We start from the raw sequence: 19,185 nt of genomic DNA on the forward strand, positions 1-19,185 counted from the left end.
ATACCATTTTAGATTTTAGATTTTAGATTGGCAATGACTGATTAGATCATGGTTTGAAGCTTGCCTACATTTGCCTTCTGGTTTAAAAGTAGTATAACCGAAGGCATTCGGCACTTATGCAGAAAACAGAAGGTGAAAATACCGAAGACGGAAAGAAAACAGAAGATGAATATACTGATATTTTCAACTTTTTTTTTTCTCCTCCTTCCATCCGGCTCGTCACCCCTTTTAAATTGACAAGTTGATGCAAGAACCCTGAGCAGTTTTGCTTACTTCAATTCTGGCTTGAAAAGCTTCTTTCAGGTGGGGCATATGGGTAACGGTGAGGATGCAGGCGAAGTCGGAGGCGATCGCATTAATTGCAGCAATCAGTCGATCGCACCCTTCAGCATCCTGAGTCCCGAACCCCTCATCAATAATCAACATTTGTAAAGCCGTGCCCGCCCGCTGAGACAGCAGTCTCGCCAGCGCCAGCCGAATCGCAAAATTAATCCGAAAAGCTTCACCGCCCGAGTAAGTTTCGTAGGCGCGAGTACCGCGAGCATCAGCAATTAAAATGTCTAAAGTGTCAATCAATTTAGTTGCTTTTTTAGAAGCAGCCGCCCGCTGAGTAATAAATTGAACGTGCAATTGATTCGCGCTCAATCTCGACAATATCTGATTGGTTTCAGCTTCGAGTTGAGGCAAAACATTTTCAATCATTAAAGCTTGAATGCCGTTTTTACCAAATGCTTGACCCAACTCTTGATAAACTCGCTGCTGGCGTTTGGCAACTTGCATTTGCTCTTTTTGAGCTACTAGCTGAACTTGCAGAGTTTCCAGATTTTGCTGCTGCTGCTGGAGGCGTCCGAGACTTCCCAAATGTTGGTCTAGCTGCTGGCGGCGGCGACTGATTTGCTGTTCGATCGCACTTATTCTGGCTGTGGGATCGGGATGTTCTTGCAATTGCTGGTTCATCGCTGAAGTTTGAGCGCTGACAGCTTGCAAATCTCGATCGCGCACTGCGATGGAATTTGCTATTTCATTAACCCGCTGCTGCACTTGCGGGTACTGCACAGTTGCCGATCGCAATTTTTCGGCGCGCGCAATCCAAAACTGCGATCGGCGCATTTCGCTCCGCACGTGTTCGTGCTGTTCCAAATTATAGCCAATTTCCGCAATGTATCTATCTAAAGACAGAATTTGCTGCTGTATTTCCGAGCTATTTTTTTGCTGTTCTAACTGTTGCTGTACGGTGGCTAATTGAGTTTGCAAATCTGGGCGGCGGGCATTAATTTTATTGAGTTTCTGCTGAGCATCTTTGATTTGAGCTTGCTTAATTTCCGCCCACCGCAAGCGCTTTTCATCGCTGCGGGCGAGGGAGTGGCTGCGATCGCTGTAATTGAGCTGTTGCAGTTGCTGTTCGATTTGCTGGAGTTCGCCCAAATCCTCGGCTGCATACTCGCCGGTGCGTAGCAACCGCTCTATTTCTGCCGCGTCTTGACGCATACTTTGCAGTCGGTTTTCATCTTGGCCCAGGCTATCTAATTGTGCTTGCAAATGGCTGCGGCGTTCGCGCAATTCTTGGTAGGGCGCTAATTCCTCTTCTAGTTCGCGGTATTCATGTCTGAGAACTTGAATTTCGCGCTCGGAGACGGCCAACTGTTCGCGCACAACCCACAATTGGTTCCAGATTTCCTGCTGTTGGGTGTGGTGTTTTGTGACTACCAAATTCCAGTAGTGTTCGTCTAAAGGTCGATCGCACAAAGGACAATTGCCAAAATTTGTATCTCGCACCATTAAAGGCGAATTCGATGGCTCGTTTTCGGCAAAATTCGAGGCTTTACCTTCACCCGCGCTGGTTTCTCCTTCATGTTTCCGCAGCAGTTGCAGTTTTTGGTCGATCTCGGCGAGTCTGGTTTGATAGTCGCGGCTTTTGGCTTGCAGGTTTCCTAGAAAGTCGTGCCTTTCTTGACCTTTTTCTCGCACTCGCTGCTGATAAACTCGCTTGTTTTCCAACTGCAAAATTTGATTGCCGATGGCGGAGATTTCCTGCTGTAATTGCGGCTGTCGCTTTTGCTGCTGAACTTGTACCTGTCGGTTGATTTCCTCTAAGCGGGCGGTTAAACCGGCGCGGGCGCGATCGAGCTTTTGTTGCTTTTGCTGCTGCTGTTGTAGCAGTGGCGAAACTTGCAGTTGCAGTTGCTCTAGTTCGTTGAGGCGCGATCGAACTGCTTGCAACTGTGCGAGTCCTTTGTCAACATCCGGCTGCTGTTTGAGAATTTCCAGAACATCTTTTTCATCTTGTTCTAAAACCTCTAATTGAGCTTGCAACTGCTGAATTTTGCTTTGCAAAAAGCTCAGTTCTTGCCGCTGCTGTTCTTGTAATTGCTGGCGCTGATTTTGGGCTTGTTGGTTAGCTTTAAATTTGCCAGCCAGAGTCTCTTCTGTGGCTTGCAAGCTCTGGAAATACGCGATGCCTGCTGTTATTTCCTTTTCTTGCCCTAGGAGGGCTTGTAGCTCATTTTGCTGCTGTTTTGCTGCGCTGAGTTCTTGCTGCAAGCGGCGGCATTCTTGAGTGATATTGTAGTGCTGTTGCTGGTGGCCGGCGAGGAGTTTTTGCCAAGTTTGGCGGTTGTGGTGCTGGAGTTGCAGTTGCTGTAACTCGGTTGTGTCTGCTTGCTGCTGCTGCTGAAGCAAATCGGTTGCTTGCTGCAATTGAGTTTGTTCTGAGGCGATCGTCTCTTTTTGTTGCAGTTGCTCTTGTACGGTTAGCAAACTCTGTTTGAGCACTTCGACTTGAGCTTTAAATTGTTTGGAGGTATCCTTGGCTTGTTCGGATAAAGTATCGTAGGAGTCGAGCTTGAGCAGGTTGGCTAAAACTTGTTTGCGTTCGATCGGCTTTTTGAGCATAAATTCATCAGCTCGCCCCTGCCGCAAATACGCCGAGTTGATGAACGTATCGTAATCTAGTTTGATGTGTTCGAGGATTTTTTGCTGAGTGGTTCTCAGACCTTTGTCTGTGAGGGTGCGAAAATTAAGTTTTTCCTCACTCTCGGCAGAATTCAAGCTGACTTGAAATTCCAAACTTCCCGATTGTCCGCGTCGGCGGTTGCGAATCACCCGGTAGATTTGGCCGCCGATGGAGAAAGTGAAATCAACGCGCACATCAGTTTCGCCGATATGGATGATATCGTCTTCTGTATCGCTGCGGCAACAGCCCCAAAGTGCCCAGGATATGGCTTCTAAGAGGGAGGATTTGCCAGCACCGTTAGGCCCGCAAATGCAAGCGGTGTGCAGGCCGCGAAAGTCTAAAGCAGCTTCGCGATAGCTGAGAAAATTTTTGAGTGTAAGTTGTATAGGAATCATTTAGGCCATCGCGCCATACAATCTATCTATAAATAACACTATTTGTACGCTGTTGCCTAGTTATTCAATCCAGTTCCAGAACAATTGTCAGTGCTTCTGCAATTTCTTCCATAATTGTCTCGGACAGGGTTCCGAGTTGTCGGACAAATCTTTGTTGCGAGACGGAACGGACTTGAAAAGTATCGGCGGCGGAGACTTTAGTCAAGCCATTTTCGTCGCTGGGTTCTAGTCGAACCATCCAATTTCTCTCGGTGTATCGCTCTTTCCAGTCAGTGATGGGAACAATAACTTCAAGCAGCAAAATTCCAACCGTTTCATCACTGACAATTACTACCGGACGGGTTTTGCCCATTTCGGCGCCCACAGTAGGTTCAAGCGCAACCAGCCAGATTTCGCCTCTACGCATTAGTTTTTATCCCTGCGTTAAGGTATTCTTCCTCGGATTCAAAATAAGGTTCGCTATCAGCCGACCACAAATCATGTAAAGCACCTCCCGGCATATAATCTTTGACTGCTGCTTCTGCGGCGGCTCTGAGTCTCCGCTTTCTCTCGGCTTTGCGCTGGGCTTTTTCTTCTATTTCTTCGCGCATCATCCGCGAAGCTGCTTCAATGATTTCTAGGCGTTCTTCTGCTGTCAGGTTTTTGAGTGCTGCTAAGATTTCTGTTTTAGTCACGGTTTTTTCGGGTGGTGGGTGAGAAAGTGCGATCGATCCCATATCTTGCACCATTTTCAAGAACAGGCTTTCCGGCCTGTTCCACAAAGAGTGAATTTGATTGTGGGATGGGCATCCTGCCCGTCCCTAAAAAGCTTATTGAAAATGGTGCAAGATATAAGATCGATCGCACCATTATTATATCTTTCATAAAAATCAATCTCGGCGCTCTCTGCTGGTGGCGTACCCTACATCGATCGAATTGGCAGACTTTCCATCATCAAAAAGGGTTGACTGTATTCCTACAGCCAACCCCACGCCTATTTATTTGTCCTGCGTTTGCTCAAACAGCAACACTACCTGACAACATTAGGGAACGTATAGCCGACACCGACTAACAATCCCACTTCAGCTCCATCGACAAAACCAACATTCAGTCCCGCTGTTGCTGTAAAATTTCTCGACAGTGGCACATCTACACCGCCCGAAATCAGGAAGCCAAAATGACCGTCATCGCCGGTAGAAACTATCACGCCAGCACCTGCATAAGGAGCAGCAGTAATCACAAAATCATCGCTGAGTTCGACGGTTTCTTGAGATACAAAATCGAAGGTAACGGGAACTAGAACAGTTAAGTTGTCGCGGAACAAAACAGTCGGTCTCACCGACAAATTGTTCGTCAAACCGATTTTGCTAATAATCGCAAATGAACCGTCGCCTAAAGCTGTATCTCCGCCAAAACCTAGATTGCCGCCAATGCCGATGTAGCTGGGTCCAGAACGGGTTGCTCGGCCTGGTCGGATTTGAGTTCCCTGAGCCACTTCTTCAGTTGCTTCTGAGGGAGTTGCCGGTTTTTCAGCAACTTTCGGTTGGTTTGTCAAAGCTGAGGCGGAAGTGCTGACAGGATTGCTCAACAATTCTTGTGCTGTTTGGACTTCTTTTTCTTCCTTCGTTGCTGTTACTTCCAGATTATTGCTCTGAGCAACAATAGAGGTAGGTCGATCGCTCTTTTTGGCAGTCTCGACTGTTGACTGCACTTTGACGCTATTATCAGCAATTTTAGCGGTTTCTTCCGACTTTTCAGTCTCAGCAGCAATGGAGGTATTTGGCGCAGTTTCTGTCTCAGCAATTTCAGATGTTGCTGCTTCGGATTTTTCGGGTGCAGCAGTAGATACTTGCAAGTTGGCTGCAGGTTCGGAGGCGACTGGCTCTGCAGATTCTGCTAGTTCGCTCCAACTGATAGAATCAATTTTTTTATTACTAGCCGTTGTTTCTGCGTCGGCTTTAACTGCTGAAGTTGCTGTCGGCTCAGAAGTTTGGTCAATATTTTGAGCCGCTATTGTTGCAGTTGTAGCGACATCGGGCAAGTTGCCAGTTTCAGCTTTCGCTGACATGGTACTGCAACAAACAGCTAAAGCTGCAAGATTTATTAACGCGAAAGTAGACTTGGAAAACAGACTATTCATAGAAACTCCTCAATGAACCGTGTGTTAAAAGTGTAAGTGTTTGAGGGCGACCGTGGAGAGCTTTGCTAAAAAAAGACACAAATATGAGTTGTGTTGTTCCTAGATTGGCACTCAACCGTTGAAGAGTCAACTCTCAAGCTGATTAGATTTAAGAACTGACGGCCGGTTTAGAGGCTAATTTAATTTACCTATCGATCGGCTAAAAATCAATCCTAAGGATGATTGCACCCTTGCTCCTGTTTAATTTAGAGGTCGATCGTGCGCCTCGCTTGCATTCTACAATACTGTACTTGGGGGCGCTGCACTCGCAGCCATGCCGAAAAAATCCGGTTTTTGAGGGCGCACCCGCTCGAAATCAAGAGACAACAAGCTTTCAAAACAGTTTTGGCAGCCCCGCCGTCCAAAGCAAGTCCAGTTAAAACAACGCGATCGGCTGCTGCACAGTCCATGACAATTAATGTAGAATAATACCACCGATCCGAGAAATATTTGTGGGTCGATCGTGTCAAAATTACTGAATATTATGAAAATTGTGTAAAATTTAGTGTTCTATTTGTAAAGTTTAGCCTTCGCTTTCGCTCAGGGTCTGACCATCTAACAACAGTACGCAAGTAAACAAGTAAAAAAATACAAATTATCTGATCTCAACCTGACTTTATGAGCAAAGTTCTAGTCATATTAGGCGAATTGAGCGATCGCGACATCGATTGGATGCTCGCCAACGGCACCCGCACCCAAGTCCTCCCCGGCACAACCCTGATCGCCGAAGGTAAGCCCTTAGACGCCCTGTACATAGTTCTGGAGGGAACTTTGAGCGTTGCTGTATCATCTTTGGGCGACAAAGAAATTGGAAAAATTATTGCCGGGGAAGTTTTGGGCGAAATGTCTTTTGTAGACGGGAGGCTTCCTTCTGCTAGTGTCACGGCAATTGAAGAGTGCCTCATCCTGTCAATTCCCCGGCGGCTGCTAACTGAAAAACTAGAGCAAGACGTGCTTTTTTCCCTGCGGTTTTATCGGGCAATTACCAAATTTCTGTCGTCGAGACTGCGGGGTACAGTCAAACGATTCGGCGATGATAGTGATGGTTTAATATATCAAGAGCCAGACGACGAGGGCGCTATCCCGGAAAATGTCGAAAATCCCGATTTGGCTGAATCGAGATTTCAATGGCTGTTGCAGCGTTTGAAGGGGTGTTGAAGGAAGAGGGAAGTTCGGCAACGAGCACTGTACAAGATGTAACGGATGTAACGGATTTCAGGAAGAAGGAAGAGGGAAGAGGGAAGAAGGAAGAAGAGAAAAAAACACCTATTTCCAATTACCAATTCCCAATTCCCAATTAGAAAACATATTTTTCAGCGACGCGCCAATAGCGGGAAAAACGCTTCAAATCAATGTAACCATCGTAGCGGACAAAGGCTTCGGGTGGCAAAACTTCTACAGGGTGCGAGATCTTAATTTCCCGGCAAATATCCTGAAACCGAGGACTGGGGCTTTCCGCAGTTACCACTTGATTTGCGCCGGATTCGATCGCAAAAGCGATAACTTCGGCAGCCACATCGCCCCGCCGAATAACTACCGGCAACTCCAGCAAACATTCGTAAATAAACACCATTCGTTTGAGACTCAACTGCCATTCATCAATCAGCGCATCATCCCAAACCCAGATTGCCGGTGCCTCTGGGTGCGCTTGAAAAGCCGGGCCTTCAGGACTCAAACAGTCGCCGTGCAGCCAAATAATCGGATTGTTCATAAATTAGTAATTGTTGACGGTTGACTGTTAACTGTTAACTGTTGACGGTTAACTGTTGACGGTTAACTGTTAACTTATGACAACTGACAACAGTCAACAGTTAACTGACTTTTTAATTTGTGCGACCTTTTTTAGATCCTTGCCAACTTTTAGAACCGCCGCTACGATCGACCTTTTCTCCATGAGGAAACAACTGCCCTTCCAAATATTCGTAAGTTCCCTCAAAATCGCATTGCCCATAAAAAGGACAATCGCGACAATAAACCGCCTTAGTGTAACGCTCCAAATTTTCCCGATTAAAAAAATAAGGTTTGTGACTAAAAGTGCTTGCTACCCACTGCCAAGAAAGATTATTGCTCGCCGGATCTCCATCTAGCAAATGTTGCAAAAACCAGCGAGCTCCGGCTTGCCAGCGCACGCGGCGCCAGTGTACCAGATAAGCCGCAGTCCACATCCGCTGGTGATTATGTAAATAACCAGTTTCTCGCAACTCACGGCTGAAACTGTCGATGCAAACCAAACCAGTCGAGCCCTCGATGACATCCTCCGGCAGAGTTTCGCTGTAATCTTTAGCAGTGTAACCAGTTTTGTAGGGTTCGCGGTCTTGCCAAATCCCGTTGCCCAATTCGGCGTACAGTCGCTGCCAATAATCCCGCCAACCCAACTCGTTGATAAGTTTTACGGCCTCTTCTCGATGCCGCACCTTCTCCAGTACGGCATCCCGGACTTCCGCAAGACTCAAAACCCCGTACCGCAAATAGGGCGACAAGCGCGTTACCGCACCGTTGAGGAAATTGCGGGTTGAGCCGTATTTGCTGGGGTCAATTTGTTGCAGGGCTGTCTCGGCTGCTTTCCGCCCGCCTGGGGTTGGGGGTACGCTGCTGTCCCGGCCAGCGGCTTCGGGGAACTGTTCACGCACGTAGGCAATTAATTCGTCGCGGCTGGCAAATTCCCGCTTCATGTCCTGACTCATTGTTTTCTCAAGCGCCTGCAATTCTTTCTTAATGTTAAAGCTATTCGATCATCGGGCGTGCGGGGTCGATCGCCCTAAACCCTTCGCTCCTGGTAACTCACATCTTGCACCATTGTCAGCAACAGGCTTTCCGGTCTCTTCCACAAAAGATAAATTTTCTTGTGGAACAGGCCGGAAAGCCTGTTCATAAAGGCTAATTGACGATCGTGCAATATCTCAGTGGTAACGTACAGTTTGCCCCAGCAGCAATTGATCATCGGTTCGCAGCCAAAATTAGCATCAAAGTCAGTAGATTCAGGGATAGATATCATAGCTAGTAAAAGTATAGTCATTTATTGCATGACATGGGAGGCGTTAAGTCCCTCCCCCTTCACTTTTACTTTGAGCGGATTGACCCGCCTCGGCTGAACTACGCAGCTCTCTATCCCATTGCTAAACGCATTTGGGAGTGCTTTTCTCAGGAGGTTGTAAGAAGCATTAATATCGGAATTAATTAATTGACCAACTGATGTCTTGTACAAACCTCTTTTGATTCGCTTACCACTAAATACGACATCATCAGCGCCAGTATGCCCATACACAGGAATCGGATCTAGATTCAGGAAACTTGAGATAGAGGTGTAAGATTCCTCTTGCACGATCACCTTAATTCCAACCAATCGAGCCTTGTATTCCAACATTTCAATCAGTTGAGCGTGAGGAATGCTGACAAAGTTTTGATTGGTTTGCTTTCCCAAGCCCATCTCGGTTTTCCATTGTGCATTCTTGCCAACTACTAGCGTCCCAATTTGTTTTGCAACTAAAAGATCGACTATCAATCGACTGGCGTGATGCAAGTAATTATCGACTTTTTGGTGGCGACAGCGAGTTAAACGCTGAATGCGAGGTGAACTCTTGTGGCTTCCTTTTAACTAAAATTGTAACTCGGCTTTACGTTTGTTATAGAACTGATTAATCGATTTCACTGGTCGCCCGTTAATCAGGAGAGGGATAAAACCAGGCTGATTTGAAGTTAGCGCCACCACATTATTCAGTCCTAAATCAATACTAGCTATAGATTTATCGTCGCTGACGGTGGACTCCGGTTGATTATAAATTACCTCGACTATATAAGAATCGCATTTGGGAAGCCGTCTAACTTGACAAATCCGATCGGGATTTACTTTGGTCTTGATTAGGATTTCCGTACCCGAAAGTTTGATGATTCCTTTCGGCAATTTTTTGATACTAATTGCCTGAATTGTATAGACAAGAATGTTTCGACCTTTGACTTTATCTTTGTACTTCGGTAGCTTCGGGCGACCCGTGAATTTAGAGTCATCAATTTTGTAAGCTTTGACTGCTTCAAAAAACGATTTCCAATTCTTGTCCAATACCATCAAGATTTGTTGGCTGACCTTAGCTGGTAAAGCCTTGTATGCTTGATGAGACTTCATCAAACGGTTCATCTCGTTGTAGTTAATGTAACCCCACCCATAGACAAAACTCTGACGGATGACGTAGTTGGCGGCATTGTAGGGATTCTTCGATTTAAAGGCCAATTCATCAATCTGGGCGAAACGGAGTTCCGTCGTTTTAATAATATGCCTCTCTGCTAGTTGCATTTATAGTCCCCATTTTTTGATTTATTAATTGTTCTTTATTTGACTTTCATGACTATATGATACTACTATTGTTTATAGATGCTTAAAATCTTATTGAAGTTTCACAATACCAAAATCTCATGGAAACTTTTCCGGCGGACGCTCAAGCGATCGCCAGCTTAGCTAACGGACACCAGCAAGGTACAAAACAACTGGAAAACAGCGAAGTTCAAGAGTTCGATCGAGCCATGATGCGCCGCTGCATAGAATTGGCTCGCCGCGCTCTGGGCAAAACCGCACCCAACCCCCTTGTCGGTTCTGTAATTGTCCGAGACGGCAAGATTGTCGGCGAAGGGTTTCATCCCGGTGCGGGTCAACCTCACGCCGAAGTTTTTGCGCTCCGGGAAGCGGGGGAACTCGCCGAAGGAGCGACTGTCTATGTGAACCTGGAACCCTGCAACCACTACGGCCGGACTCCCCCCTGTTCCGAAGCTTTAGTTAAGGCCAAGGTGGCAAAAGTAGTGGCTGGCATGGTCGATCCGAATCCTTTGGTAGCTGGAACTGGGCTAGCTCGGTTGCGAGAGGCTGGCATTGAAGTGGTGGCGGGAGTGGAAGGGGAAGCTTGCCAAAAACTCAACGAGGCTTTTGTGCACCGGATTTTGTACCGCCGGCCTTTTGGAATTTTGAAATATGCAATGACTTTGGACGGTAAAATTGCTACCAGTAGCGGCCACAGCGCTTGGGTGACAGGCGAGGAGGCTCGCAGCGAGGTACACCGGGTGCGCGTCGGCTGCGATGCTGTGATTGTTGGGGGAAATACGGTGCGTCTAGACAATCCCCTACTGACGAGCCACCAGCCTGATAGGAATAATCCCCTGCGGGTGGTGATGAGCCGCACTCTGGATTTGCCGAAGTCGGCGTGGTTGTGGGAAACCTCTGTGGCGGCTACTTTGGTGCTGACTGAGCCTGGGGTTAACCCGGAATTTCAGGAATTTTTGCTCGCCAAAGGGGTGGAAGTTGTGGAACTCTCGCCTCTGACACCGACTAATGTTATGGCTTATTTGTACGATCGATCTTTTCTTTCTGTACTCTGGGAGTGTGGCGGCACTTTGGCGGCTCAAGCAATTACTGAGGGTGCAGTTCAAAAAATTATGGCTTTTATTGCTCCTAAAATTGTCGGTGGCCAAGGAGCTCCAACTCCTGTAGGAGATTTGGGCTTTTCGGCAATGACTCAGGCTTTGACTTTAGAGCGGGTTTCTTGGCGCACAGTGGGTGCAGATTGTGTGGTAGAAGGCTATTTAAAAATTAAAGATTGAAAGTTAAAAGCGAGTCTTTTGAGTTTTTGATTTTTAACTTTTAACTCCTTTTATGGTTGAAATTCTGATTTGGAGTTTGATGATTGGCAGTCTCGGCTTGGAGGCTGCGCTTGTGGGTCTTTTGGTGAACCACGAGCAATTGGATGCGGGGCAAAAATGCGAGGAGGAGGAGGAAGTTTTGACTCGGTACGAATCTCAAGAGGATAATTTTAATGCGCCTGAAAATGCGCGATCCAAGGGCAATCCCAAGTCAGAGTCCAATCCTGCTGATTTGACGGTTTGGGAGTACAAGATTGTGCGGGCTAGCAACGATTTGTTCCGCAATCCTGCGATTTTTCACAAGCTATGCCAAGAAGAGGCGCAAGTTGGCTGGATTTTGCTCGAAAAGCTAGACGACAGGCGGGTACGGTTCAAACGTCCGATCGCGCTGCGGGACGCTCCGATGCCTAATTTACCAACGTTTGACCCTTACCGCACTCATTACGGCCCGATCTCGAATGCGATGAGTTGGGCTGCGGCGATCGTGTTTCTGAGTGCGATCGTCCTTCCTGCTGTTTTGGGCTATGCTTTGGTGTCTACTACTCTAACCAGAAGTCGCTCTAATTGGCCTCCGAGACCCGCTCAATCTTTGCCTTCTCCCAGCGGGCCAGCAACTAATAAGTGAAACCTGGGCATTAAGGAAGATGAAAGATGAAAGATGGAAGAATGAAGAGAGAATTGTTTTTTTTATCTCACGTCCGGTCAACAAATTATAATTAAGTTTGTAGTGAGGATTTCAGTCCTCTATTCTCTTAAAAAGCTGACAACAAACTATTATATTATAAGCAATTAACCGGAAAACTTCCAACTGACAAACCAGCAGAATTATTGAATTATAAATTTCTCTCTAATTCTGCCTTCTGTCTTCCACCTTCCAATTTTTTCTGCCTTCGACTGTAAACCATCCTGTCATACAAGCGGCGTGGGAGAAGGAGCGGCTAGCAATCTCAAGTCATAATTTGTATCGCCTTGAAATTGAGAAACGCGGACGAAATAAATCCCCGCAGGTAAAGGCCCATTGCTGACAATTGTTTCTGAAGCCGTGCCTAAATTGTTAGACGAAGCAATAAGGTCGTCTGATCCAACTGCGCCGTTGCCGTTGAGATCTTGAATTAATTCAACATCAACATCTGCACTCAAACCGTCAACAGTTACACTGAAAAGGCTGGGAGTATTGAGGATGAAACTGTAAATGTCGGCTGGTTCTGCATCTCCCACAAAATCGCTCGCAGTTTGAATTTCTGTGAGAATGCCTAGGCTTTTTGCTGCGTTCAAATTGTCGGCGGGATCGGGGAGAGTGCTCAACAGTCCTTCTTGTTGACCGAATTGAATGTAGTGGTCGATCGCACTTTTAACTGCGCCGCTTTGGACTGCTGCTGCTACCAGCGGATATTTTTCTAGATAAAAGCTGGGATCGAAGAAAACGCTGGCTTTGCGGTTTTCTAATTGACCGGCTTTGAAGTAGTGTTCAAAAGGGGTAAATTGATTTGTTTGGACTGCTGTCTGAACATCTGGGTTGCTTGCTAAATAGAAACCAACATCGAAGAAAGGGTTGGGGTTGCGTCGTTCAAATTGACCGAATCTAATAAAGTGATCGGCTGCTGAAAAGCCATTGAGTTTGGCTGATACCGCTACATCTGTATTGGTGTCTAAATAATAGCTGGCGTCGAACAGGGCATTCGGGTCGCGATTTTCAAATTTGCCAATTTTCCGGTAGTGATCGAAGGGACTCGATACCGTGCCTCTGGCAACTGCTACGGCGACATCTGGGTTGTTTTCGAGATAAAATTTGCTGTCGAACAGTGTTCTGAGGGTTAGCATTATTAAAAAAATCTCTCTGGACTTTAGTCTGGAAAGTGCACGATCGAGAATCCAGTTTACATCAAAGTTTTGTTTTGTGAGGATGTCTTAATTATGGCTAAATCTGGACTGATGGCAATGCTGCGCCGCGCTGCGAGTATTGCTCAGAAATCAAGGGAAACGGGCATTCCGGCTGATGAACTGCTGGGAATGCTGAGCGCTGGCATTCCCCATTCTCCCATATCTCGGCGCCGCTTGCTGCACGGGGGCTTAGCTGCTGCGGGGGCTGTGGCTGCTGCGACTTTTACCAGGGAGGGAGGGGGAGCTTTTGCTCAACAGGGCGGACGATCGCCGATTTTGGTTGTGGGTGCGGGGATTGCGGGTTTGACGGCGGCTTATCGCTTGCGTCAAGCGGGTGTGCGCGCCGATATAATCGAGGCAACTAACCGCGTGGGGGGGCGGATTCGCACTATTCCCAAGGTGGCTGGAACGCTGATTCCTGCGGATCTGGGGGGAGAATTTATTGACACCGGCCACACTAATTTAATCTCGCTGGCGACGGAATTGGGTTTGCGGGCGATCGACTTAGCCCAAGTGCAGAGTGGACTGGTGAAGGATACTTTTTTCTTTCAAGGGCGCCGCTTTTCTCTTGAGCAATTAATCGCAGAATTTGCGCCGCTAGCGAGTAAAATTACTGCTGATTTGGAGGCGGTGGGCGATGAAATTAGCTATCAAGATTTTACAGAAGCCGCGGAAAGATTGGACAATCTTTCCATCGCTGAATATGTAGATCAAGCTGAGACTAGCACGATTGTCCGGCAGTTACTCCGCATTGCTTACACGACGGAATACGGTCGAGATCCTGAAGAACAGTCGGCGTTAAATCTGCTGTTTTTAATCGGTTCTGAACCTGGCAGTTTTGAATTGTACGGCAACAGCGATGAGCGTTATCAAATTGACGGCGGCAACAGTCAAATTATCAACCGTTTGGCGGGTCAATTGTCTGGTTCGATCGAGGCGGGGACGGTTTTGGAAGCGATTACTCTTTTGCCGGATGGCCGCTACCGGGTAAATTTGCGATCGGGACAAAGCGCCTTCGAGCGCACTTACGAGCGAGTTTTGTTAACTTTGCCGTTCAGCACTCTGCGAGACGTTAGAATTAACGTACCTTTGCCCCAACCAAAGCGCAGGGCGATCGAGCAGTTGGGTTACGGTACTAATTCTAAGTTAATTACCGGCTACCGCAGCCGAATTTGGCGGGAACCTTATCGATCGACTGCTTCTGTTTATAGCGATTTAGGATTCCAGAATACCTGGGAAGCTACGCCTTTTGTTCCTACTCCTAACGGTTTAGTTACTAATTTTACAGGAGGAAAGCAGGGTTTGTCGATCGGTGCCGGAACTCCCGAAGACCAAGCACAAAGATTTTTGAACCAATTTGAAAGAGTTTTTCCCGGAGTGAGAAATTTGCGATCGGGCAAAGCTGTGCGAGCTTATTGGCCGGGAGAACGCTTTTCTAAAGGTTCTTATTCCTGCTATTTAGTCGGACAGTGGACGCAAATGTACGGGGTTGAAGGCGAACGAGTTGGCAATTTATATTTTGCCGGGGAACACACTTCGCTGGAAAATCAAGGTTACATGGAAGGCGGTTGCGAAACTGGACAAAGGGCGGCTGTTGAAATTTTGCAAGACTTGGGTTTGATACCTTCTGCTGATGCTTTGAATGCTCGAACTGCGAGCAGTTTGAACAGTCGCCGTCCCAGCCGGAAAGTTCCCGGAGCCCGGAATCTTGGCAATAGAAAGCCGAGTATTAGATAATCTCGTAAGGTGCGTATTTAATGCTTGTTTGCCGTTGCTCCTAGCCCGTGCATCTAATTCTTGTGGGGTGGGCTTCTAGCCCGCCCAAAAATACAATTTAGATGCCCAACAGCTTATGGCGTACAACTTATCAAATAATCTCATCTGGGTTAATTCCCCGATCGCGCAAATATTCAGCCAGTCGTTCGGCCCGTTCACGTTCGCGATCGGCCCGCTGGCGTTCTGCTGCTAACTGTTCTACACCCCATAAAAGCAGATTTCCTGCTTCATCCCACCAGCGCAACCAATAGCCTGAACGCTGTTCTTTCTCCCCTCGCCACGTTCCTAAATACAAACCAATATCTGCCATCCAGTGGCGACCTTCCGCGTCGGGAAATTCTAATTCGTATTTGCCATTTTGCAAGCGATATACTTCCAGCAAGCCAGTTTCTGGGTCAAAAATGATGTAAGTTGGCACTTGCAGAATTTGTTCGTAAAAAAACCACTTTCCCGGAGGAAAAGTACGTTTGACAGAATATTCACCGCCGTCTGTTTCGGACAAGAATTCCATGACAATGGTGGGAATTTCTCCTTCCAAGTTTGGGGTATAACTTTTGCGGTCTCTTCTCGATTCGGCGGGCAATACCGACGGTACATAAACCCAATCTGGTGCTTTGATTACCAACTCGCCGTTGACAGTAGCGCAAATGCCAAAGTTGCTGGCTATCAGCATTCGTGGCCCGATCAATCCTCTCAGTTCTAAGATTTCTCGCAGTGCTCCAGCAATTAGCGGTTGACCTGTATTCTCCACTGGTTTTTCTTCTAATTGGAAGTCGTCTGGCAACTTCTCCCACGTTACGATCAGTTCTAACGTTTTTTGTCCTGGGTTATCTTGAGTAACGACCATGACTTTACTTTACTTTCTCAAGTTTGATGTCTTATCATAGCACAATGCAGCGTGAGCAAGGCGCGCCATAAATATAGATATGCTAGCCTAAAGTTTAGCTGCATTATATTATATAATTTATTTCATAAAAAGCAGAAAAAACATGATTTATTTACCTTTATCAGGAGCTTTATCGATTTGGCTAATGTCCCCGATCTCCGCTCGCCCTTTGCTTACAGACTTTACAAATACAATGGCTCAAACTTTACCAGTTGATGAGCCGTTTTGCTACATGAAAACCCCCGACGGCAAAACAGTAGACTTGGGCAAGTTATGCGAGAAACAGCCAGCGTTAGGAAATTCCCAAACTTGCATTCCCGGTTCCAACATCGCTGCGAAAGTGTCTATTGCTGCGAGTAATTATGACGGCAAATTTTTCAGCGGTCAAGTGCTTAATCAAGGGTGCAAAATAATCAAGAATGTCAAAGTCAATTATGAAGTTTTGGACGAGTCAGGCAATTTAATTGACAACGGATTTATCTACGCTGAACCAGTTACTCTTGCACCCGGACAGTCAGCCGCCTTTCGGGGCGAAGTTGTCGCGGGGGCTAAGGTACTAGCGACTCATGCCGACGGTCAAGAATGATTTTAGATTTTAGATTTTAGATTTTAGATTGAAGAATTGGACAATGAACCCCACGGATAAATCCGGGGGCTTTCTATCCCGGATGCTTTTGGTGAAGAATGATTGTTGAGATTTGTCCGATCGCTGTTATCATATTCTGGCTCCGATATCTCTATGACTTACGCAGAGATCCCCCTACATCCCCCTTCAAAAGGGGGACTTTGAATAATAATCTTGTCCCCCCCTTATTAAGGGGGGTTAGGGGGGATCGAAGTTTGAATATTCTTGCAGAGATCCCCAAAAACAGAATTTGCGAGGGCAAAATATCTTGAAAACTCGATCGACATACTGGCAAATCTTACCCTACCTCCGTCCCCAAAAACAAACCATCGGTAAAGCATTAGCTTGTACCGTAGTATTTACCATATTTTGGCCAATTATAGCGTGGCTAGTTGGCGAAACAGCCAAATTTATAGGCAAAGGAGATTTACAAGGGTTCGCTCAAATTGCTGCACTCAGCGCCATTATCTTTCTAATTCGCGGTACAGCCCAGTACGGTCAAGATACGCTGATGGCAAAAGCTGCTTTGACTATTGCTTTAGAAATTCGCAAAAAAGTCTACTCCCACCTGCAAAAACTCAATATCGGCTACTTTGAAACCGCCAAAACCGGAGACTTATCCTACCGCCTCACCGAAGATATTGACCGCATTGGCGAAGTCGTAAATAAATTTTTTCATCAGTTTATTCCTTGTGTTTTGCAGCTAATTGCGGTTCTGGGATATATGATTTATCTCAACTGGCAATTAACTTTAGGTGCATTAATTATTGCACCGCTGATGGCTATTTTAATTGGCTGGTTTGGCGAAAGACTGCTGAGTTACTCGCGCCAAAGTCAAAATCGCATCTCTGATTTATCCGCTTTGCTGACAGAAGTATTCAGTGGCATTCGTTTAATCAAAGCATTTGTGGCTGAAGACTACGAAATTGCCCGCTTTGCAGAAGAAGCAGAACAAAACCGCCGCGCTAAGTATTTGTCAGAAAGAGTAAAAGCTCTTCAGTTCGTTGTAGTTGGCTTTCTGGAAGCGATGAGCGTGATTTTGCTTTTTTTCCTGGGAGGTTGGCAAATTTCTCAAGGAAATCTCACAGGTACTCAATTTATCAGTTATATCGCAGGGGTGGCACTTTTAATTGACCCGATCGCTATCACAACTGCTAATTACGGGGATTTTAAGCAGGGAGAAGCTTCTAGCGATCGCATTTTTGAATTATTAGCAATTCAACCAACAGTAGTCGAAAAGCCGGGGGCGATCGAACTTCCCCATGTTACAGGCAAAGTCGAATACCGCAATATTAATTTTGCCTATAACTCAGAGACACCCATTCTGCAAAACATGAGTTTGTTGGTGCTTCCCGGAGAAATGATTGCTCTCGTGGGTGCATCCGGTGCGGGTAAAACTACTTTAGTAAACTTGTTACCACGATTCTACGATCCGCAAGCGGGACAGATTTTAATTGACGGTATTGATATTCAAGATGTCACCTTAAATACTCTGCGGCGGCAAATCGGCATTGTACCGCAGGAAACTATTCTTTTTTCGGGTACGATTGCTCAAAATATCGCTTTTGGTCGATCTTATTATGAACTGAAAGATGTGCAAAAAGCTGCGGAGATTGCTAACGCTCATCAATTTATTAGTGAGTTTCCTGACGGCTATCACACTTGGGTAGGAGAAAGGGGTGTAAATTTATCTGGGGGACAAAAACAAAGAATTGCGATCGCCCGTGCAGTTTTGCTTGATCCCAGAATATTGATTTTGGATGAAGCGACATCGGCGCTGGATTCGGAATCCGAAGGTTTAGTGCAGGAAGCGCTGGAAAGATTGATGCGCGATCGCACTGTGTTTATTATCGCGCACCGCTTGGCTACTGTGCGGAGAGCCGATCGCATTTTAGTTTTGGAAAAAGGCAGAATTGTCGAATCGGGGACGCACGAGGAGTTGCTGGAAAAGGGCGATCGCTATGCTGGCTACTACGCTCAACAGTTTAGTCAGTAGGCTACTTTAGAAACCGGGTTTTTGGCTGTTTCTGCTGGCCTCAACGACGTATTCTCGTAAAAAACCCGGTTTCTGACCACCCGTGGGTAAGCCCTATCAGAAATCGTATTTTGTCATCTGCCTTCCCCGAACTCAACCTGACGGTTGAACAGGTTTTCAGATATATCCAAAGGGAAGAATAGCATTCCTTTGGGAATGCGAGCGCCTATGATTATGATGCCAAAACATCAGTCAGGATGACAACAGATAGATGGGGAACATTACGAAATCCATTGTCATTGGTGAGAAACAGCGTACAACCTTCACTGATGGCTGTCGCAGCATGAATAGCATCAGGGGTTTTTAGATGGGTATTAGCCCTTAAATTAGCTGCTGTTCTCAGTACAGATTGAGTGATGGGAACTAGCTGTATATCTGAGGATAATAAAAGTTGTTCGTAGTCACTGACTAAGATAGTGTTAGCATTTTTCAGAGGGAAAACTAAGGTTTCCAGTAACGTCAATTCACTGGTCATAAGTTCAATTTCACCGGTTTGAAACTTCAGCCACAAGGGTTGAAGAAGCGAATAGTAATTCTGGTTAGCTTCAACGGTGTAAATAATGACTTGTGTATCCAAGTAAATTGTAGCAGAGGATGGTAGGTTTAGTTGTCCCATGAGTTTCTTTCTTCTTCTAGTTCCCGGTCAATTTCTTCAACAGTTCTGGAAACATGACGGCTGCGGATTTCTGTAAGCAATTCCAACACTTTACGCCGCCCCGGAGGCTTTTCTGGTATAATCACAAACACTTCAACCTCTTCGCCCACAGATCCAGGCGGCACTTGAATTTCAAGTTTATTTCCTGCAAGAACTTTGGTGGTAATCCGTATTGCTGATTGCATATTTCCTCCTTGGC

Annotated in this window: 19 protein-coding genes and 1 pseudogene; 7 read left to right on the plus strand and 13 right to left on the minus strand. The window is 46.3% G+C overall.

What is annotated here, in order from left to right:
• Nucleotides 1-228 precede the first annotated feature (228 nt).
• The 5 genes from NDI35_RS25060 to NDI35_RS25080 form a co-directional block, all read right to left on the minus strand.
• Nucleotides 229-3,348, minus strand: coding sequence for an AAA family ATPase (locus tag NDI35_RS25060; protein WP_445315083.1), 3,120 nt, complete (start codon nucleotides 3,346-3,348; stop codon nucleotides 229-231).
• A 64-nt stretch (nucleotides 3,349-3,412) separates the two neighbouring features.
• Nucleotides 3,413-3,754 (minus strand): type II toxin-antitoxin system PemK/MazF family toxin, encoded by a 342-nt coding sequence (locus tag NDI35_RS25065; RefSeq protein ID WP_445315084.1) that lies wholly within the window; start codon nucleotides 3,752-3,754, stop codon nucleotides 3,413-3,415.
• A complete protein-coding gene (locus tag NDI35_RS25070; protein ID WP_445315107.1) occupies nucleotides 3,747-4,076 on the minus strand; it encodes a hypothetical protein in 330 nt (109 codons plus the stop codon). The genes NDI35_RS25065 and NDI35_RS25070 overlap by 8 nt, the downstream gene beginning before the upstream one ends.
• Before the next feature lie 281 nt (nucleotides 4,077-4,357).
• The gene (locus tag NDI35_RS25075; protein WP_445315085.1) at nucleotides 4,358-5,395 is read right to left on the minus strand and encodes a hypothetical protein; all 1,038 of its coding nucleotides are present in this window, start codon (nucleotides 5,393-5,395) and stop codon (nucleotides 4,358-4,360) included.
• 317 nt (nucleotides 5,396-5,712) lie between these two features.
• Nucleotides 5,713-5,976 (minus strand): hypothetical protein, encoded by a 264-nt coding sequence (locus tag NDI35_RS25080; protein ID WP_445315086.1) that lies wholly within the window; start codon nucleotides 5,974-5,976, stop codon nucleotides 5,713-5,715.
• Between the two features lie 148 nt (nucleotides 5,977-6,124).
• On the opposite strand from NDI35_RS25080, the gene NDI35_RS25085 reads away from it, so the two are divergent.
• Together NDI35_RS25085 and NDI35_RS25090 are read left to right on the plus strand one after the other, a co-directional pair.
• Nucleotides 6,125-6,664, plus strand: coding sequence for a cyclic nucleotide-binding domain-containing protein (locus NDI35_RS25085; protein WP_445315087.1), 540 nt, complete (start codon nucleotides 6,125-6,127; stop codon nucleotides 6,662-6,664).
• Nucleotides 6,634-6,807 (plus strand): hypothetical protein, encoded by a 174-nt coding sequence (locus NDI35_RS25090; protein ID WP_445315088.1) that lies wholly within the window; start codon nucleotides 6,634-6,636, stop codon nucleotides 6,805-6,807. Before NDI35_RS25085 ends, NDI35_RS25090 begins: the two co-directional genes overlap by 31 nt.
• Here the strand turns inward: NDI35_RS25090 and NDI35_RS25095 are convergent.
• The 4 genes and pseudogenes from NDI35_RS25095 to NDI35_RS25110 form a co-directional block, all read right to left on the minus strand.
• A complete protein-coding gene (locus NDI35_RS25095; RefSeq protein WP_445315089.1) occupies nucleotides 6,804-7,217 on the minus strand; it encodes a hypothetical protein in 414 nt (137 codons plus the stop codon). The two genes, NDI35_RS25090 and NDI35_RS25095, sit on opposite strands and share 4 nt — an antisense overlap.
• 112 nt (nucleotides 7,218-7,329) lie before the next feature.
• Nucleotides 7,330-8,190 (minus strand): FAD-binding domain-containing protein, encoded by an 861-nt coding sequence (locus NDI35_RS25100; RefSeq protein ID WP_445315090.1) that lies wholly within the window; start codon nucleotides 8,188-8,190, stop codon nucleotides 7,330-7,332.
• A gap of 74 nt (nucleotides 8,191-8,264) precedes the next feature.
• Nucleotides 8,265-8,501, minus strand: coding sequence for a hypothetical protein (locus NDI35_RS25105; RefSeq protein WP_445315091.1), 237 nt, complete (start codon nucleotides 8,499-8,501; stop codon nucleotides 8,265-8,267).
• Between the two features lie 21 nt (nucleotides 8,502-8,522).
• Nucleotides 8,523-9,794: pseudogene (locus NDI35_RS25110) on the minus strand (RNA-guided endonuclease InsQ/TnpB family protein).
• A gap of 119 nt (nucleotides 9,795-9,913) precedes the next feature.
• On the opposite strand from NDI35_RS25110, the gene ribD reads away from it, so the two are divergent.
• Both ribD and NDI35_RS25120 read left to right on the plus strand, forming a co-directional pair.
• Entirely contained in the window at nucleotides 9,914-11,089 is a 1,176-nt protein-coding gene (ribD, locus tag NDI35_RS25115; RefSeq protein WP_445315092.1) for a bifunctional diaminohydroxyphosphoribosylaminopyrimidine deaminase/5-amino-6-(5-phosphoribosylamino)uracil reductase RibD, read from the plus strand.
• Nucleotides 11,090-11,141: 52 nt separating this feature from the next.
• Nucleotides 11,142-11,753: a hypothetical protein gene (locus tag NDI35_RS25120; RefSeq protein ID WP_445315093.1), complete on the plus strand. Its 612-nt coding sequence runs from the start codon at nucleotides 11,142-11,144 to the stop codon at nucleotides 11,751-11,753.
• Nucleotides 11,754-12,037: 284 nt separating this feature from the next.
• Here NDI35_RS25120 and NDI35_RS25125 read toward each other — a convergent pair whose 3' ends face one another.
• Nucleotides 12,038-12,949: a PPC domain-containing protein gene (locus tag NDI35_RS25125; RefSeq protein ID WP_445315094.1), complete on the minus strand. Its 912-nt coding sequence runs from the start codon at nucleotides 12,947-12,949 to the stop codon at nucleotides 12,038-12,040.
• 93 nt (nucleotides 12,950-13,042) lie between these two features.
• On the opposite strand from NDI35_RS25125, the gene NDI35_RS25130 reads away from it, so the two are divergent.
• Nucleotides 13,043-14,746 (plus strand): flavin monoamine oxidase family protein, encoded by a 1,704-nt coding sequence (locus tag NDI35_RS25130; RefSeq protein ID WP_445315095.1) that lies wholly within the window; start codon nucleotides 13,043-13,045, stop codon nucleotides 14,744-14,746.
• A 130-nt stretch (nucleotides 14,747-14,876) separates the two neighbouring features.
• Here the strand turns inward: NDI35_RS25130 and NDI35_RS25135 are convergent, their stop codons facing one another.
• A complete protein-coding gene (locus tag NDI35_RS25135) occupies nucleotides 14,877-15,632 on the minus strand; it encodes a Uma2 family endonuclease (protein WP_445315096.1) in 756 nt (251 codons plus the stop codon).
• Nucleotides 15,633-15,864: 232 nt separating this feature from the next.
• Here NDI35_RS25135 and NDI35_RS25140 point away from each other — a divergent pair, with 232 nt between their 5' ends.
• Both NDI35_RS25140 and NDI35_RS25145 read left to right on the plus strand, forming a co-directional pair.
• Nucleotides 15,865-16,257 (plus strand): FxLYD domain-containing protein, encoded by a 393-nt coding sequence (locus NDI35_RS25140; protein WP_445315097.1) that lies wholly within the window; start codon nucleotides 15,865-15,867, stop codon nucleotides 16,255-16,257.
• Between the two features lie 307 nt (nucleotides 16,258-16,564).
• Nucleotides 16,565-18,292: an ABC transporter ATP-binding protein gene (locus NDI35_RS25145; RefSeq protein ID WP_445315098.1), complete on the plus strand. Its 1,728-nt coding sequence runs from the start codon at nucleotides 16,565-16,567 to the stop codon at nucleotides 18,290-18,292.
• A gap of 211 nt (nucleotides 18,293-18,503) precedes the next feature.
• Here the strand turns inward: NDI35_RS25145 and NDI35_RS25150 are convergent, their stop codons facing one another.
• Together NDI35_RS25150 and NDI35_RS25155 are read right to left on the minus strand one after the other, a co-directional pair.
• Nucleotides 18,504-18,947, minus strand: a complete 444-nt coding sequence (locus NDI35_RS25150; protein ID WP_445315099.1) for a type II toxin-antitoxin system VapC family toxin — start codon at nucleotides 18,945-18,947, stop codon at nucleotides 18,504-18,506.
• A complete protein-coding gene (locus tag NDI35_RS25155; protein WP_445315100.1) occupies nucleotides 18,935-19,171 on the minus strand; it encodes a hypothetical protein in 237 nt (78 codons plus the stop codon). The genes NDI35_RS25150 and NDI35_RS25155 overlap by 13 nt, the downstream gene beginning before the upstream one ends.
• Nucleotides 19,172-19,185 lie beyond the last annotated feature (14 nt).

The sequence above is a fragment of the Microcoleus vaginatus FACHB-2002 genome (assembly GCF_040004035.1).
In the GTDB taxonomy this organism is placed as follows: domain Bacteria; phylum Cyanobacteriota; class Cyanobacteriia; order Cyanobacteriales; family Microcoleaceae; genus Microcoleus; species Microcoleus vaginatus_C.

Excerpts from the sequence above, each read along its gene's own strand:
- NDI35_RS25075 (WP_445315085.1), bottom strand. The coding sequence starts at position 5,395 with ATGTCAGCGAAAGCTGAAACTGGCAACTTGCCCGATGTCGCTACAACT.
- NDI35_RS25090 (WP_445315088.1), top strand. The coding sequence starts at position 6,634 with ATGGCTGTTGCAGCGTTTGAAGGGGTGTTGAAGGAAGAGGGAAGTTCG.
- NDI35_RS25120 (WP_445315093.1), top strand. The coding sequence starts at position 11,142 with ATGGTTGAAATTCTGATTTGGAGTTTGATGATTGGCAGTCTCGGCTTG.
- NDI35_RS25125 (WP_445315094.1), bottom strand. The coding sequence starts at position 12,949 with ATGCTAACCCTCAGAACACTGTTCGACAGCAAATTTTATCTCGAAAAC.
- NDI35_RS25100 (WP_445315090.1), bottom strand. The coding sequence starts at position 8,190 with ATGAGTCAGGACATGAAGCGGGAATTTGCCAGCCGCGACGAATTAATT.
- NDI35_RS25150 (WP_445315099.1), bottom strand. The coding sequence starts at position 18,947 with ATGGGACAACTAAACCTACCATCCTCTGCTACAATTTACTTGGATACA.
- NDI35_RS25105 (WP_445315091.1), bottom strand. The coding sequence starts at position 8,501 with ATGATATCTATCCCTGAATCTACTGACTTTGATGCTAATTTTGGCTGC.
- NDI35_RS25085 (WP_445315087.1), top strand. The coding sequence starts at position 6,125 with ATGAGCAAAGTTCTAGTCATATTAGGCGAATTGAGCGATCGCGACATC.
- NDI35_RS25130 (WP_445315095.1), top strand. The coding sequence starts at position 13,043 with ATGGCTAAATCTGGACTGATGGCAATGCTGCGCCGCGCTGCGAGTATT.
- NDI35_RS25070 (WP_445315107.1), bottom strand. The coding sequence starts at position 4,076 with ATGGTGCAAGATATGGGATCGATCGCACTTTCTCACCCACCACCCGAA.
- NDI35_RS25095 (WP_445315089.1), bottom strand. The coding sequence starts at position 7,217 with ATGAACAATCCGATTATTTGGCTGCACGGCGACTGTTTGAGTCCTGAA.
- ribD (WP_445315092.1), top strand. The coding sequence starts at position 9,914 with ATGGAAACTTTTCCGGCGGACGCTCAAGCGATCGCCAGCTTAGCTAAC.
- NDI35_RS25060 (WP_445315083.1), bottom strand. The coding sequence starts at position 3,348 with ATGATTCCTATACAACTTACACTCAAAAATTTTCTCAGCTATCGCGAA.
- NDI35_RS25155 (WP_445315100.1), bottom strand. The coding sequence starts at position 19,171 with ATGCAATCAGCAATACGGATTACCACCAAAGTTCTTGCAGGAAATAAA.
- NDI35_RS25140 (WP_445315097.1), top strand. The coding sequence starts at position 15,865 with ATGGCTCAAACTTTACCAGTTGATGAGCCGTTTTGCTACATGAAAACC.
- NDI35_RS25135 (WP_445315096.1), bottom strand. The coding sequence starts at position 15,632 with ATGGTCGTTACTCAAGATAACCCAGGACAAAAAACGTTAGAACTGATC.
- NDI35_RS25065 (WP_445315084.1), bottom strand. The coding sequence starts at position 3,754 with ATGCGTAGAGGCGAAATCTGGCTGGTTGCGCTTGAACCTACTGTGGGC.